The sequence below is a fragment of the Massilia sp. S19_KUP03_FR1 genome (assembly GCF_036688685.1).
Classification (GTDB): Bacteria; Pseudomonadota; Gammaproteobacteria; order Burkholderiales; family Burkholderiaceae_D; genus JALYUM01.
Map to the genome: position 1 here is coordinate 269,847 of NZ_JAQQPS010000003.1, position 14,651 is coordinate 284,497.

Sequence of the window (14,651 nt, forward strand, 5' to 3'; positions counted from 1 at the left end):
TTCGGCGAGGATGAGGCATTCATGCTCAGTGGCTCTTCGCCGCGTCCATATGATCGCGCAGGATCTGGTTAATACGCGTCTGGTAACCAGGACCGGCCGATTTGTACCAGTCCAGCATATCCACATCGAGGCGGATCGTGACGATCTGCTTGACGCCAGCAGCGGCCGATTTTGCCGATTTCACGGATGGCGCAACCGATTCATCGGCGCGGTAAGCAGTGGCTTGTTCCCACGATGGTTCGTATTCTTTGTTCATGATATTTCCTCTCGATTGCCTCAGCCAGCACCACGCACATCGCAGCGTCTTGACGATTGTGACCTCAGTATGTAACGAGGAGATTGCTGAGACGACTCGAATTGTATCTCGGTGTAACAATTCCGACGCCTGATACATAACGATACAAAGCAAACGGGTATTTACAAATTTGCGGCCAGATCGCGTCCAGGCGGTCCTCAATTAGCTGCCTTAAAACAATGCAGCGTCGATGACGTATAATTTCTGCCCTGCCCCGCCGCGCAACGCCGCACCCTGAAAGCTGAACGATGACCACCGCCTCCGCCGCCCTGTCCCCGATTGACGCCCAGTTACGCGCTATCCTGTCGCGTCGCATCATGATCCTGGACGGCGCGATGGGCACCATCATCCAGCAATACAAACTGGATGAAGCGGCCTACCGCGGCGCGCGCTTTGCCGATTTTGCGGCACCCGCCGGCATCGGCGCGCGCGAGCTGTTCGTCAAGGGCAACAACGAACTGCTCACGCTCACCCAGCCGCAGATCATCCAGGAAATCCACGAGCGCTACCTGGCCGCCGGCGCCGACCTGATCGAAACGAACACCTTCGGCGCCACCAGCATCGCCCAGGACGATTACCACATGGGCCACCTGGCCTATGAAATGAACGTCGCCGCGGCCCGCCTGGCGCGCGCCGCCTGCGCCAAATACAGCAGCGTCGACAAGCCGCGCTTCGCCGCCGGTGCCCTTGGACCAACGCCGAAGACCGCCTCCATTTCGCCCGAGGTGAACGACCCCGCTGCGCGCAATGTCACGTTCGATCAATTGGTCGACGCTTACTATGAACAGGTACGCGGCCTGGTCGATGGCGGGTCCGACCTGCTGCTGGTCGAAACCATTTTCGACACCCTCAATTGCAAGGCGGCCCTGTTCGCCATCGACAAATACTTCGATGCGCACCCGGCCAGCGCGCGCCTGCCGCTGATGATTTCCGGGACCGTCACCGACGCGTCGGGTCGCATCCTGTCCGGCCAGACCGTGCCTGCCTTCTGGAACTCGGTGCGCCATGCCAAGCCACTGACCATTGGCCTCAATTGCGCCCTGGGTGCAGCACTGATGCGCCCCTACGCCGAAGAGCTCTCGAAGATCGCCGACACCTTTGTCTGCATCTACCCGAACGCCGGCCTGCCCAACCCGATGAGCGACACCGGCTTCGACGAGCTGCCGGCCGACACCTCGGCGCTGCTGCGCGAATTCGCCGACGCGGGTTTTATTAATATCGCCGGCGGTTGCTGCGGCACCACGCCGGAACACATCGGCGCCATCGCCGACCTGCTGGCCAACAATGCGCCACGCGTGGTGCCCGAGGTGCCGGTCGCGCTGCGCCTGTCGGGCCTGGAGCCGTTCACGGTCGACGACGACTCGCTGTTCGTCAACGTGGGCGAGCGCACCAACGTCACCGGCTCGAAAGCCTTCGCCCGGATGATCCTCAATGAACAGTACGATGAAGCATTGTCGGTGGCGCGCCAGCAGGTGGAAAACGGCGCCCAGGTCATCGACATCAATATGGACGAAGCGATGCTCGATTCGCTGGCCGCCATGACACGCTTTCTGAACCTGATCGCGTCCGAGCCGGACATCTCGCGCGTGCCGATCATGATCGACTCGTCGAAATGGTCGGTCATCGAAGCGGGCCTGAAATGCGTGCAGGGCAAGGCCATCGTCAACTCCATCTCGATGAAGGAAGGCGAAGAAGAATTCATCCGCCAGGCGCGCTTGTGCCGCAGCTACGGCGCGGCCGTCATCGTCATGGCCTTCGACGAGAAGGGCCAGGCCGATACCTTCGCGCGCAAGACCGAAATCTGCGCACGCGCCTATAAAGTGCTGACCGAACAGGTGGGCTTCCCGCCGGAAGACATCATTTTTGACCCGAACATCTTCGCCATTGCCACCGGCATCGAAGAGCACAACAATTATGCTGTAGATTTTATTGACGCAACCCGCTGGATCCGCGAAAACCTGCCCCATGCGAAGGTGTCGGGCGGCGTGTCGAACGTGTCATTCAGCTTCCGCGGCAACGACCCGGCGCGCGAAGCGATTCACACCGTGTTCCTGTACCACGCCATCAAGGCCGGCATGACCATGGGGATCGTCAACGCCGGCATGGTGGGCGTGTATGACAACCTGCCGGCCGAATTGCGCGAACGGGTCGAGGACGTGGTCCTGAATCGGCGCGACGATTCAACCGAGCGCATGATCGAGATCGCCGGCACCCTGAAATCTGGCGGCAAGGCGCAGGAACAGAACCTGGCGTGGCGCGAGAACAGCGTCAGCGCGCGCCTGTCGCACGCGCTGGTGCATGGCATCACGCAGTGGATCGTCGAAGACACCGAGGAAGCGCGGGTCGACCAGTTGAACAATGGCGGGCGTCCGATCCACGTGATCGAAGGCGCGCTGATGGACGGCATGAACGTGGTCGGCGACCTGTTCGGGCAAGGCAAGATGTTCCTGCCGCAGGTGGTGAAATCGGCACGCGTGATGAAGCAGGCCGTGGCCCATCTGGTGCCGTACATCGAAGAAGAAAAAGCCAGCGAAGAACTGCGCACCGGCGTGGTCGCCAAGCCGAAGGGCAAGATGGTCATCGCGACCGTCAAGGGCGACGTGCACGACATCGGCAAGAACATCGTCTCGGTTGTCATGCAGTGTAATAACTTCGAAGTGGTGAACATGGGCGTGATGGTGCCGGCCTCCGAAATCCTGGCGCGCGCGAAAGCGGAGAACGCGGATCTGGTCGGTCTGTCAGGCCTGATCACGCCGTCGCTGGAGGAAATGGCGCACGTGGCGCGCGAGATGCAGCGCGACCCATGGTTCCGCGAGCGCAAGACGCCGCTCCTGATCGGCGGCGCCACCACCAGCCGCGCCCACACGGCGGTGAAAATCGCGCCGCATACCGAGGGGCCGGTGGTGTACGTGCCGGATGCGTCGCGCTCCGTGTCGGTGGCGCAGTCGCTGATGACGCCGGAGTCGCGCGACGCCTACATCGCCGACATCGCCACCGACTATGCCCGTATCCGCGAGCAGCACGCCAACAAGAAGGCGCTGCCGACCTTGTCACTGGCCGCGTCACGGTTGAACAAAGCGAAGCTGGCGTACGCGCCAGTGAAACCGAAATTCATCGGCCGCCGCGTGTTCAAGAATGTCGACCTGGCGACGCTGGCGCGCTACATCGACTGGGGCCCGTTCTTCCAGACCTGGGACCTGGCCGGTCCCTTCCCCGCTATCCTGCTTGACCACGTGGTGGGCGAGTCGGCCTCGAAGGTGTTCGAGGAAGGACAGGCGCTGCTCAAGAAAGTCATCGACGGCCGCTGGCTCACCGCCAATGGCGTCGTGGCGCTGCTGCCGGCGAACAGCATCAATGACGACGATATCGAGGTCTACACCGACGACACGCGCACGAAAGTCGCGTTCACGTGGTACGGCCTGCGTCAGCAGGGCGTAAAACCCGTCGTCGACGGCGTGGCGCGCCCGAACCAGTGCCTGGCCGACTTCATCGCACCGAAATCGTCCGGCATTGCCGACTACATCGGCCTGTTTGCGGTCACCGCGGGCCTGGGCATCGAAAAGTACGAGAAGCGCTTCGAAGACGCGCACGACGATTATTCATCGATCATGCTCAAGTCGCTTGCCGACCGCCTGGCCGAGGCATTTGCCGAGTACCTGCACGAACGCGTGCGCACAGATTTGTGGGGCTATGCGCCGGCCGAGAAGCTGAGCAGCGAGCAGATGATCGCCGAGCAGTACGACGGCATCCGCCCGGCGCCGGGTTATCCGGCATGTCCCGAGCACACGGTCAAAAAAGCCATGTTCGATGTGCTGCAGGCGGGAGAAATCGGGATGGAGCTGACCGAGTCGTTTGCGATGTATCCGGGGGCGGCCGTCTCGGGCTTCTACCTGGCGCACCCGCAATCGAAGTATTTTGTCGTCGGAAAGATAGCCAATGACCAGGTCGAGGACATGGTCAAACGGCGCGGGGAGTCGAAGCAGGATGTGGAGCGGTGGCTGGCGCCGAATTTGTCGTAGCAACTTAGGTGGTAAGGGCTCCCGCCTGCGCGGGAATGACGGTTTTAAAGCCAGTATCTTCAAAACCGTCACCCGGGCGCAGGCCGGGGCCGATACCACTTACGCACTAGCCAGTAACAAACGCCGCCCCGCGCACAGAAACAGGCACCCGCGGCACAGCCACCGGCGCCGCCTTATCTGCAAACAAGGCACGAATAAACAACCTGGTCCCCGCCGGTTCCCCCAGCGCGCTGACCAGATGCCGATCGGCTTCCTGCACCAGGAACGCCAGCTGCCGCTGGGCTTCTTCCGCACCCAGCGTCAGCACGATGGTCGACTTGCCGGCATCGTTGCCGGCATCCTTGCCCGTGACAGCGCTGTCATGCGAGTCGAGCAAATCGTCGCGGATCTGGAACGCCTGCCCCGCTGCCTTGGCAAATCGCGTCAAAGGCAGCACCACGCTGTCGCCCGCTTCAGCAATCACGGTGGCCATGTTCACCGCCACATCGAACAGCATCCCGGTTTTCAGTTCATTGGTCACGGCGATATCGTCGCAGGAGCGCTTGCCGCGCCCCGAGCGCAGATCCTGTAACTGCCCCATGGCCAGGCCCTTGGTGCCGATCGCGTTGGCCAGCGTGGAACTCATGCGCGTGCGCGCATCGGCCGGAATGCCCGGGGCGGTGGCAACCAGGCCGAAAGCACGGGAGAGCAGCGAGATGGCGGCCAGGATCGCCACGTCTTCGCCGAAGCGCACGTGGATGGTGGGCCGACCGCGGCGCAGCGTGGCGTCGTCCATGCACGGCATGTCGTCGAGGATCAGGGACGCAGCGTGCACCAGTTCCACCGCACAGGCGGCGTCGAGCATGCCGGCCGGTGGACAGCCGAGGTCGCGCGCGAGCAGCATCATCAGCAAGGGCCGCATGCGCTTGCCGGCGCCGAGCGCCGCTTCGCGCATCGCCGACTGCAGCAAATCGAGCGGATCGGGCTCGCCCAACACCTGGTGTAACCTGTCCTCGAAAGTGGTTTTCAGCAAACCTAGTTCATGATGCAGCCCGGTCCCGGCGCCGCTTTGTATGACTTGTGCACCCATGACACGCGATCCTCACCGTGATGTAGCAGAAAAATAACATGTGTATAATCATAATGGAAAATACACAAGCCGACTTTTCTGCATGATACAGCAGGGGTTCGTCGTCTTCGAAGCGCCGCCGTAACTCCCGGTTATCGCGTAAAATTTCCGGCCAATCGAGGCGCACGGCATTCTGCAAGCGCCGTCAAAAAAAGGTCGAGTTCATGGCGCATTTTGGTGTGGTAGGTCCGGCATATTTCAGCCACTTCAATGCCCTTGAAGCAATCGCGGTCGAACTGATCGAACGCGGCCACCGCGTCACCTTTCTGCACCGCGTCGACGCCAAAGCATTTCTGCGCGACCCGCGCCTCGGCTTCCACGTCCTGGGCGCCGCATCGCACCCCACCGGCTCGCTGGCCGAATCGCTGCGCCGCGCCGCCAATCCGGGTGGACCGCTCGGCATCCGCGCCGTCATTGCCGACATGGCCCTTACCACCGACATGCTGTGCCGCGAATTGCCGGCAGCCATGCAACTGCTTGGCATCGACGCCGTGCTGGCCGACCAGATGGAAGCGGCCGGCGCGCTCGCGGCAGACGCCGCCGGCATACCGTTTATATCGATTGCCTGCGCCCTGCCCGTCAACCGCGAACCAGGCATTCCGCTGCCGGTGATGCCGTTCAAATTCGACACGACCGAACGCGCGCTGCAGATGTACCAGGGCAGCGCACGCGTCTACGACTGGATGATGGGCGCGCACAGCCGTGTGGTGGCGCAGTGGGCCGCCACGTTCAAACTATCGCCGCGCAGCATGCTGCACGAATGCCTGTCACCGCTGGCGCAAATCAGCCAGACCGTGTCCGGCTTCGATTTTCCGCGCAGCGCGCTGCCGGCCACGTTTCATCACGTCGGCCCGCTGCGCACCGCCAGCACCAGCCAGATCACCAGCGCCATGCCGCCGGTCGCCGCCGGCCGCCCCTTCATTTTCGCCTCGCTCGGCACACTGCAAGGCCAGCGCTTCTCGCTGTTCAAGCGGATCGCGCAGGCCGCCCGCAAGCTCAACGCGCAGTTGTTGATCGCCCATTGCGGTGGCCTCGATGCGGCGCAGGAACGCGCGCTGGTGCGCGCCGGGGCGACCTGGGTGACCGACTTCGCGCCTCAGGCTGCGGTGCTGGCGCGCGCCGATGCCGTGGTGTCGCATGCGGGCCTGAACACAGTCATGGATGCGATCGTCGCGCGCACGCCGATCCTGGCGTTGCCGATCGCCTTCGACCAGCCCGGCGTCGCGTCCCGCGTTTGTCACGCCGACATCGGCTTGTCCGGGTCGGCACGATTGGGCAGTACCGCTACACTGGCTCGCATGCTGGAGCAACTACTGAAGCAATCCCATTTCGCCACCGCCCTCGATGCCCTGGCCATCGAGGTCGAGCAGGCCGGCGGCGCCGCGCGCGCGGCCGGCATCATCGAACACGTGCTGCGATGACTGCGCGTGTGTGGGATGTCATCCTGGTCGGCGCGGGTCTCGCCAATGGCCTGATCGCCTGGCGTTTGACGAGCGAGCGGCCCGACCTGCGCATCCTGGTCCTGGAACAGGCAGCGACGATGGGCGGCAACCACACCTGGTCGTTTCATGACAGCGATCTCAGCAGCGCACAGCGAGCCTGGATCGCGCCGCTGGTGACGCACCATTGGCCGGGCTACGAAGTGCGCTTCCCGGCACTTACCCGCGCGCTCGCCGGCGGCTACAGCAGCATCGCCTCGACCGATTTCGCGCGCGTTATCAATGCGGCGCTGGGCGACCAGCTGCGCCTGGGCTGCGCGGTCGCCGCCGTCACGCCCACCTCGGTCACACTGGCCAGCGGTGACGTGTTACATGCCGGCGCCGTCATCGATGGCCGCGGCGTACGCGCCAGCGCCAGCGTGGCGCTCGGCTACCAGACCTTCCTCGGCCAGGAAGTGCGGCTGGCCGCGCCGCATGGCCTGACAGCTCCCATCATCATGGATGCCACCGTCGCGCAGGGCGGTGGCTACCGCTTCGTCTACGTGCTACCGTTTGGGCCCGACACGCTGCTGATCGAAGACACGCACTACGTCGACCAGGGCCACATCGACCCCGACCACCTGCGCGCGAATATCGCGGCGTATGCGCAGGCGCATCGGTGGGACGTGGTTGAACTGCTGCGCGAAGAGCGCGGCTCGCTGCCCATTACGCTGGCCGGCGACTTCGACGCCTACTGGCAGGAACTCGCTGGACAACCCTGCTCCGGTCTGCGCGCCGGCCTGTTTCATCCGACCACCGGCTACTCGTTGCCCCACGCGTTGCGCCTTGCCGAGCGCATCGCGGCCTTGCCGGACCTGGCGGCGCCGGCACTGTTTGCCGCCATCCGCGCCGAAGCGCAGCGCGAATGGCGCAGCCAGGGATTTTTTCGTCTGCTCAACCGCATGCTGTTCCTGGCCGGCCGTGCCGACCAGCGCTGGAGCGTGATGCAGCGCTTTTATCATTTGCGTGCGCCGCTGATCGCGCGCTTCTATGCCGGCGCCTTGAACCCGCTCGACAAGTTGCGCCTGGTTTCCGGCAAGCCGCCGGTACCCGTCATGGAAGCCATGGCAGCCGCACGCAAAACCCACCCAAAACACCTACACCTGTCTGGACATGCGCATGAACAACCATAACAAAGCCGTCGTCATTGGCGCCGGCTTCGGCGGCCTGGCGCTGGCCATCCGCCTGCAGGCCAGCGGCATCCCGACCACCCTGCTCGAACAACGCGACAAACCGGGTGGCCGCGCCTACGTCTACGAGGACCAGGGTTTCACCTTCGACGCCGGCCCCACCGTCATTACCGATCCGTCCGCGCTGGAAGAGCTGTTCGCAGTCGCCGGCAAAAAAATGAGCGACTATGTCGAGATGCTGCCGGTCTCGCCGTTCTACCGCCTGTGCTGGGAAGACGGCACGCAATTCGATTACGTCAACGACCAGGAAGCGCTCGACCGCCAGATCCACGCGATGAACCCGGACGACGTCGCGGGCTACCGCCGCTTCCTGAAGTATTCGGAAGCCGTGTTCGCGGAAGGCTATCTGAAACTGGGCGCCGTGCCCTTCCTGTCGTTCCGCGACATGATCGCCGCCGGCCCGGAGCTGGCCAAGCTGGAAGCATGGAAAAGCGTGTACAGCATGGTGTCGCGCTTCGTTAAAAACGAAAAACTGCGCCAGGTGTTCTCGTTCCACTCGCTGCTGGTGGGCGGCAATCCATTTGTCACCTCGTCGATCTACACGCTGATCCATGCGCTCGAGCGCAAGTGGGGCGTCTGGTTTCCGCGCGGCGGCACCGGTGCGCTCATCAATGGCATGGTCAAGCTGTTCCAGGACATCGGCGGCACCATTGAACTGAATGCCGCAGTCGAACAAATCGAGATGTCCGGCAATGCAGCGACCGGCGTGCGCCTGAAGGATGGCCGCCATTTCCCGGCCACCGCGGTGGCCTCGAATGCCGACGTGGTGCACACCTATGCGAAACTGCTGGGCGACCATCCGCGCGGCGTCGACAAGGGCAAGTCGCTGACCAAAAAACGCTTCAGCAATTCGCTGTTCGTGCTGTACTTCGGCCTCGACAAGCACCACGAGCAGCTGCAGCACCACACCGTGTGCTTCGGACCGCGCTACCGCGGCCTGATCCAGGACATCTTCAACGCCAAGGCGCTGCCGACCGATTTTTCGCTGTACCTGCACGCGCCGTGCGTTACCGATCCGTCGCTCGCGCCCCCGGGCTGCGGCAGCCATTACGTGCTCGCGCCGGTGCCGCACCTGGGCACTGCCGACATCGACTGGGAAGAAGAAGGTCCGCGCTACCGCGACCGTATCTTCGATTATCTCGAAGAGCGCTACATGCCGGGCCTGCGCAGCCAGCTGGTCACCAGCCGCTTCTTCACGCCGTTCGATTTCCGCGACCAGCTCGGTGCCCACCTCGGCTCGGCGTTTTCGCTGGAACCGATCCTGACGCAGAGCGCCTGGTTCCGCCCGCACAACCGCGACAGCCAGATCCAGAATCTGTACCTGGTTGGCGCCGGCACCCACCCGGGCGCGGGCGTCCCGGGCGTGGTTGGATCGGCCAAGGCCACGGCTGGCCTGATGATCGAGGATATGAAGGCATGAGCCAGGTCGGGGCTGAGCAACTGCTCGCGCACGCCACCGAAACCATCGCGGTCGGCTCAAAAAGCTTTGCCGCCGCCGCGCGCCTGTTCGATCCGAGCACGCGGCGCGGCGTGCTGATGCTGTACGCGTGGTGTCGCCATTGCGACGACGTCATCGACGACCAGGAACTCGGCTTCAACAACGCCGGCACGGTGGAACACGATGCGTCCGCGGCCCTGGCCGAACTGCAGCGCGACACCGCGCGCGCCTACGCAGGCGAACCGATGACGGTGCCGGCGTTCGCCGCTTTCCAGGAAGTCGCACGCAACCACCACATCGCGCAGCGCTACGCCCTCGACCACCTGGCCGGCTTCGCGATGGACGTCGATGACGCCCGCTACGAGACGCTGGACGACACCCTGCGCTACTGCTATCACGTGGCCGGCGTGGTGGGGCTGATGATGGCCCAGATCATGGGCGCGCAGGACGATGCGGTGCTGGACCGGGCCTGCGATCTGGGCATGGCGTTTCAGTTGACGAATATCGCGCGCGACATCGTGGAAGACGCCCGCGTCGGGCGCTGCTACGTGCCGGCGCAGTGGCTGCGCGAAGCGGGCGTGCCGGCTGGCGTCGCGCTGGCGCAGTTGCCGGACTACCTGCCCGCCCTGGCGCAAGTCGCCGCGCGCCTGGTGGCTGAGGCAGAACCGTACTACCGATCGGCGAACGGCGGCATCCACGCGCTGCCGCTGCGCTCGGCCTGGGCGATTGCCACAGCCCATGGGGTGTATCGCCAGATTGGCATCGACGTGCGCGCGCGCGGCACGCACGCGTGGGATCAGCGCGTGAGCACATCGAAGGCAGCCAAGCTGCGTTTATTGGCGCTGGGTGGTTTGCAGGCGCTGGCGTCGCGGATTATGAAGGCGCCTGCTCGTCCGCCTGGGCTTTGGCAGCGCCCCGGCCCCGGCCCTGTAGCGGGCCCTGGTGCAGCTGGCGCAACTGCGCTTTGACGACTGCCACAGGGGGCGAGTAAAGGAAGCCGAACGACACGGCGCCCTCTTTGCCCTCGACCGCGTGGTGCATCAGGTGGGCCTGATACAGGCGTTTCAGATAACCGCTCTTCGGCACGTACTTGAACGGCCAGCGGCGGTGCACCAGGCCGTCGTGGGCGACGAAGTAGAGAAAGCCGTAGGCCGTCATGCCGGCGCCGATCCATTCGAGCGGATGGCGCCCTTCGGTGCCGAGCCAGATCAGCAGGATCGACACACCTGCAAAGAACACCGCGTATAAATCGTTTTTTTCGAACCAGCCGGTGCGCGGCTCGTGGTGCGACTTGTGCCAGTTCCAGCCGAAGCCATGCATGATGTGCTTGTGCGCCAGGACGGAAAACACCTCCATGGCGGCGACGGTGAACAGCACAATAAGCGAGTTGACTAGCATGAGGGTCGATTCAGGAAAGCGGCAAGTGCCAAAAGTCTAGCACAGCGGGCGCCGCCATCCGGCAGCTTGCACACGATTGACCCGAACCTGACAGCTTGGTACCTAGATCGCGTAACGCACCACGTTGTCCGACCACTCAAACGCCGCCACTTCAAGGTCGAGCAAATCGTCGCTGGAAATGGCCAGCGTCTTCAGGGTCGGTGCGACTTCGACGGCGACGTCGTCCATGCGCTCGATCGATTCGGCCAGTTTCAGCAGCTCGCCGAAAAAACCGCTGCGGTACAGCAGCGCTTCCGAGACGTCGTCGATCATCGGGATCTGCTCCATCAGGTCGTCCATACGCACTTCGAACAGCACGTCCATCAGCGACATCATGCCCACCGTGAAGGCGATTTCCGACAGGTTGCGCTGCCCCGGGCGCAGGCGCTGGGCCAGCAGTTCCATCAGGCGCCCGCGCGTGGTGGCCAGCATCAGCAAGGGACTGAGCGTATGGCCGCGCGCACCCGGCTCGGCGTAGAGCAGGATTTGCAGCCAGCGCTGCAACTGGCGCCGGCCCAGCAGCATCAGCGCCTGGCCCAGCGAGTCGATGCGCTGGCGCGCGCCCACGGCCGGCGTGTTCACCAGGCGCAGCAGGTTCAGCGCCAGCGCAGCATCCTTTTTCACGGCCTTTTCGATGACCTTGTTTTCCGCGTCCGAGGTGACCATGTTCATCAGCTCCACCACCGCCAGCTGCGATGGCGACAGCTTGCGCCCGCCAAGGACGGCCGGCTTGGCGAAATGGTAACCCTGGAAGTAGTCGAAGCCGAGCTCCATGCACAGCTTGTATTCTTCGCGCGTTTCGACTTTTTCCGCGACCAGCTTCTTGCCGGCGCGGCGCCACAGCGGCACCAGCCGCGCCAGCGTCGCTTGCGGCATGTCGTGCAGATCCAGCTTGACGAAGTCGACCAGCGGCAGCAGGCGCTGCACGTTGGGCGTGTCGGAGGCAATGCCGGCGGCGCAGAAGCGGAAACCGTGGCCAGCCAGCTCCGCGATGCGCGCCAGCAGCGCGTCGGTGGCCTGCACGGTACCGACCAGTTCGAGGATGACCCGGTCGCGCGGCAGGAAGGCGAAGATATCGCTGGCCAGCACCTCGGCGTCGACATTGATGAAGCCGACCGCTGCGCCGATCACCTTCTCGAGGCCGAGCTGGGCCGTGTGGGCGATGACGGCGGCGGTGGCAGCCAGGCCCGAGCCGAACTCGGCCGAGCCGCGGGCCGCACTGCGAAACAGTAATTCGTAGCCGAACAAGGCTTGCTGGCGGTCGATCACCGGCTGGCGTCCCAGGTAAAAATCACGGGGGCGGACAGGCTGGGACGCGTTCTCCAAGGCGGAATTGGTCATTGCAGGATTTATCGAGACGGGAAGCGCCTACTTTATCCGATTCGCCGCCAGAAGTATTGCACTTCGGCTATACGTCGACTAACAGTGGTGCGCCGTCCACAAACACTTTCAGTTCTCCGGTGCCGAAGTCGACCCAGACTTCGTTCGTCGTCAATGCTTCTGTAACAATCACTGCAACCCTGTCCTGCGGCGTGGTGACCTGGGAAAAATCGATGGTCAGGTCTTCGTCGGACAGGCAGGCCGTCACGAACGGGAACTGGCGCACCACATAACACAGCTTGGTCGAGCAGTGGACGTACAGCGCAAGGCCGTCGGACAGCGTCATGTTGAACGTGCCGAAGGCGGCAATGTGCGCGCACAGTTCAGCGAGGACAGGTCGCAAGGCGGCAATGCCCGGGGCCGTGTCGCCGAAGCGGCGCCGCAACTCCTGCATCACATAGCAAAAGGCCAGCTCGCTGTCGGTGCTGCCGACCGGGCGGAAGGCGCCGTCGAGCTCGGGCGCGAAGGCCTTCAGGTCACCGTTGTGGGCGAACACCCAGTACTTGCCCCACAGTTCGCGCACGAACGGGTGGCAGTTTTCCAGGGCGATCTGGCCTTGCGTGGCTTTGCGAATATGGGCGATGACGTTGGTCGACTTGATCGGATACTGCTTGATCAGTTCGGCGATAGGGGAAGCGATCGCGGCCTGGTGGTCGACGAAGTGACGCACACCGGTACCTTCAAAAAACGCGATACCCCAGCCGTCATGGTGGGTATCGGTGCGGCCGCCGCGGTGGACGAAGCCGGTAAAGCTGAAGATGATGTCCGTGGGGACGTTGCAATTCATTGCGAGGAGCTGGCACATGCCAATAGCTTAACATGTGCCGACGTAGTGCGACGGTCTGGCTAGTGCAGCAGCACCGGCTGACTCATCAACACGTCGTAGGACCCCAGGAAATCGTCGATCTCCTCCATGGTCGGCTCGCTGGCAATGAGATTGTTCACATCGCGCCGGAAGCTCTGGGCGAGTTTGCCCGCGATGAACGCTTCCCGGCGCCCCGATTTGTCGACGATTTCGTAGCCGCCGAAACGCAGTGCTTCGAGTTCCTTGTCCACGCCAAACTCGACGACGCTGTATTGCTCGCTGTTGTAGATCACATTCATGCCGGGCTCCGATCAGTCAGTGTGGCAGCCGGTAACAAGCTGCCTGTCCATGAAGAGATGGGGCCGGCGGGGGCGCATTTCAAGGCGATGCATGAACATCGTCCGCCAGCTCCAGCAGCTGATCGTATGGCGCACTTGCCAGCCATGATCGCAACTGATCGAGATGGTCGCTGCTTCCGACACCGATGTAGACCCGGTCGGGGTGATTGCGCAGGAGACGATTCAATGTTACACGCAAAACGAGATTACCAGCGCAGCATAAACAGCCGCCTGCGATGCGCGCCACGGAAAGATGGGAATCGGGCAGCAATGGCGAGGCCGCGTCCGCCAGTCCTTCGAGGATGACGGCGCAACTGGCGCCCGGCGCGACGGCGCCAAGCAGGGCCGAAATACAACGTTCACGTGCAGCCGGCGACGCCCCCGTGACGAGGGTGAGCGCCGTCGGCACTGGCATCAACCGCCTTTTTTGGCCAGCTTGCCGGGCTCGACGCCCAGCTGCTTGAGCTTGCGGTACAGGTGTGTACGCTCGAGGCCGGTTTTCTCGGCAACGCGCGTCATGCTGCCGCCTTCGCGGCCCAGGTGGTGCTCGAAGTACATGCGCTCAAAGGCGTCACGCGCCTCGCGCAGCGGCAGGTCGAAGCTGAGCGTGTAACCCTGCTGCGGTTCGCCGTTGGCAATGGCGCCAACGCGCGCGCCCATTTGCAACGCCGTCGACGGCATGGAAAACATCGACGCCGAAGACGACGACAGCGGCGCCGGATGCTCTTCGGCGGGCGCGGCCATGATCGGGCGCGGCGCCATGACCGGCGCGCGTACCACTTCCTGGCCCCGCGCCAGACCTTGCTGCACCGCTTTGAGCAGCTTTTGCAGGGCAATCGGCTTTTCGAGGAAATTCAGGGCGCCGATGCGGGTCGCTTCCACCGCGGTGTCGATCGTCGCGTGGCCCGACATCATGATGACCGGCATGGTCAGTAAACCATCGCGTTGCCATTCCTTGAGCAGGGTAACGCCGTCGGTATCCGGCATCCAGATATCGAGCAGCACCAGATCGGGTGCCCCGGCCGCGCGTGCTTCCCTGGCCTGTTGCGCATTTTCGGCAAGCTGGATCGCGTGACCTTCATCGCCCAGAATTTCCGAGAGGAGCTCGCGGATGCCCATTTCATCATCAACTACGAGTATGTTCGCCATCTAGTGTGCCTTTT

At 63.6% G+C, this 14,651-nt stretch carries 13 protein-coding genes; 5 read left to right on the forward strand and 8 right to left on the reverse strand.

What is annotated here, in order from left to right:
- Nucleotides 1-25: 25 nt before the first annotated feature.
- Nucleotides 26-256 (reverse strand): BrnA antitoxin family protein, encoded by a 231-nt coding sequence (locus V6M87_RS04600; protein WP_332848563.1) that lies wholly within the window; start codon nucleotides 254-256, stop codon nucleotides 26-28.
- 287 nt (nucleotides 257-543) lie between these two features.
- On the opposite strand from V6M87_RS04600, the gene metH reads away from it, so the two are divergent.
- Nucleotides 544-4,314 carry a methionine synthase gene (gene metH / locus V6M87_RS04605; RefSeq protein ID WP_332848564.1) on the forward strand — a complete coding sequence of 1,257 codons (3,771 nt, stop codon included), beginning with the start codon at nucleotides 544-546 and terminating at the stop codon, nucleotides 4,312-4,314.
- Between the two features lie 106 nt (nucleotides 4,315-4,420).
- On the opposite strand, the gene V6M87_RS04610 is transcribed toward metH, so the two are convergent.
- Nucleotides 4,421-5,326 (reverse strand): polyprenyl synthetase family protein, encoded by a 906-nt coding sequence (locus V6M87_RS04610; protein ID WP_332848565.1) that lies wholly within the window; start codon nucleotides 5,324-5,326, stop codon nucleotides 4,421-4,423.
- Between the two features lie 260 nt (nucleotides 5,327-5,586).
- Between V6M87_RS04610 and V6M87_RS04615 the strand changes: the two genes are divergently transcribed.
- Genes V6M87_RS04615 through crtB form a run of 4 tightly spaced genes read left to right on the forward strand, consistent with a single transcriptional unit; the run spans nucleotide 5,587 to nucleotide 10,496 of the window.
- Entirely contained in the window at nucleotides 5,587-6,843 is a 1,257-nt protein-coding gene (locus tag V6M87_RS04615; RefSeq protein ID WP_332848566.1) for a glycosyltransferase, read from the forward strand.
- Complete coding sequence (gene crtY / locus V6M87_RS04620) at nucleotides 6,840-8,033, forward strand: lycopene beta-cyclase CrtY (RefSeq protein WP_332848567.1); 1,194 nt, start codon at nucleotides 6,840-6,842, stop codon at nucleotides 8,031-8,033. The genes V6M87_RS04615 and crtY overlap by 4 nt, the downstream gene beginning before the upstream one ends.
- Nucleotides 8,020-9,510: a phytoene desaturase gene (locus V6M87_RS04625; RefSeq protein ID WP_332848568.1), complete on the forward strand. Its 1,491-nt coding sequence runs from the start codon at nucleotides 8,020-8,022 to the stop codon at nucleotides 9,508-9,510. Before crtY ends, V6M87_RS04625 begins: the two co-directional genes overlap by 14 nt.
- Nucleotides 9,507-10,496, forward strand: a complete 990-nt coding sequence (crtB, locus tag V6M87_RS04630; RefSeq protein ID WP_332848569.1) for a 15-cis-phytoene synthase CrtB — start codon at nucleotides 9,507-9,509, stop codon at nucleotides 10,494-10,496. Before V6M87_RS04625 ends, crtB begins: the two co-directional genes overlap by 4 nt.
- Here crtB and V6M87_RS04635 read toward each other — a convergent pair.
- The 6 genes from V6M87_RS04635 to V6M87_RS04660 form a co-directional block, all read right to left on the reverse strand.
- On the reverse strand, nucleotides 10,402-10,926 hold the full coding sequence (locus tag V6M87_RS04635; RefSeq protein WP_332848570.1) for a sterol desaturase family protein: 525 nt from the start codon (nucleotides 10,924-10,926) through the stop codon (nucleotides 10,402-10,404). The genes crtB and V6M87_RS04635 overlap by 95 nt on opposite strands.
- A gap of 102 nt (nucleotides 10,927-11,028) precedes the next feature.
- Complete coding sequence (locus V6M87_RS04640) at nucleotides 11,029-12,306, reverse strand: EAL and HDOD domain-containing protein (RefSeq protein WP_332848571.1); 1,278 nt, start codon at nucleotides 12,304-12,306, stop codon at nucleotides 11,029-11,031.
- A gap of 67 nt (nucleotides 12,307-12,373) precedes the next feature.
- Nucleotides 12,374-13,150: a class II glutamine amidotransferase gene (locus V6M87_RS04645; protein WP_332848572.1), complete on the reverse strand. Its 777-nt coding sequence runs from the start codon at nucleotides 13,148-13,150 to the stop codon at nucleotides 12,374-12,376.
- Between the two features lie 41 nt (nucleotides 13,151-13,191).
- A complete protein-coding gene (locus tag V6M87_RS04650) occupies nucleotides 13,192-13,449 on the reverse strand; it encodes a BTH_I0359 family protein (RefSeq protein ID WP_332848573.1) in 258 nt (85 codons plus the stop codon).
- Between the two features lie 79 nt (nucleotides 13,450-13,528).
- Nucleotides 13,529-13,903 (reverse strand): GTPase, encoded by a 375-nt coding sequence (locus V6M87_RS04655; protein WP_332848574.1) that lies wholly within the window; start codon nucleotides 13,901-13,903, stop codon nucleotides 13,529-13,531.
- Nucleotides 13,903-14,637, reverse strand: coding sequence for a response regulator (locus V6M87_RS04660; protein WP_332848575.1), 735 nt, complete (start codon nucleotides 14,635-14,637; stop codon nucleotides 13,903-13,905). Before V6M87_RS04660 ends, V6M87_RS04655 begins: the two co-directional genes overlap by 1 nt.
- Nucleotides 14,638-14,651 lie beyond the last annotated feature (14 nt).

Bases quoted from the DNA above. Each gene is read 5' to 3' on its own strand.
- V6M87_RS04600 (WP_332848563.1), bottom strand. From the start codon at position 256: ATGAACAAAGAATACGAACCATCGTGGGAACAAGCCACTGCTTACCGC.
- metH (WP_332848564.1), top strand. From the start codon at position 544: ATGACCACCGCCTCCGCCGCCCTGTCCCCGATTGACGCCCAGTTACGC.
- V6M87_RS04615 (WP_332848566.1), top strand. From the start codon at position 5,587: ATGGCGCATTTTGGTGTGGTAGGTCCGGCATATTTCAGCCACTTCAAT.
- crtY (WP_332848567.1), top strand. From the start codon at position 6,840: ATGACTGCGCGTGTGTGGGATGTCATCCTGGTCGGCGCGGGTCTCGCC.
- V6M87_RS04625 (WP_332848568.1), top strand. From the start codon at position 8,020: ATGAACAACCATAACAAAGCCGTCGTCATTGGCGCCGGCTTCGGCGGC.
- crtB (WP_332848569.1), top strand. From the start codon at position 9,507: ATGAGCCAGGTCGGGGCTGAGCAACTGCTCGCGCACGCCACCGAAACC.
- V6M87_RS04635 (WP_332848570.1), bottom strand. From the start codon at position 10,926: ATGCTAGTCAACTCGCTTATTGTGCTGTTCACCGTCGCCGCCATGGAG.
- V6M87_RS04640 (WP_332848571.1), bottom strand. From the start codon at position 12,306: ATGACCAATTCCGCCTTGGAGAACGCGTCCCAGCCTGTCCGCCCCCGT.
- V6M87_RS04645 (WP_332848572.1), bottom strand. From the start codon at position 13,150: ATGTGCCAGCTCCTCGCAATGAATTGCAACGTCCCCACGGACATCATC.
- V6M87_RS04650 (WP_332848573.1), bottom strand. From the start codon at position 13,449: ATGAATGTGATCTACAACAGCGAGCAATACAGCGTCGTCGAGTTTGGC.
- V6M87_RS04655 (WP_332848574.1), bottom strand. From the start codon at position 13,903: ATGCCAGTGCCGACGGCGCTCACCCTCGTCACGGGGGCGTCGCCGGCT.
- V6M87_RS04660 (WP_332848575.1), bottom strand. From the start codon at position 14,637: ATGGCGAACATACTCGTAGTTGATGATGAAATGGGCATCCGCGAGCTC.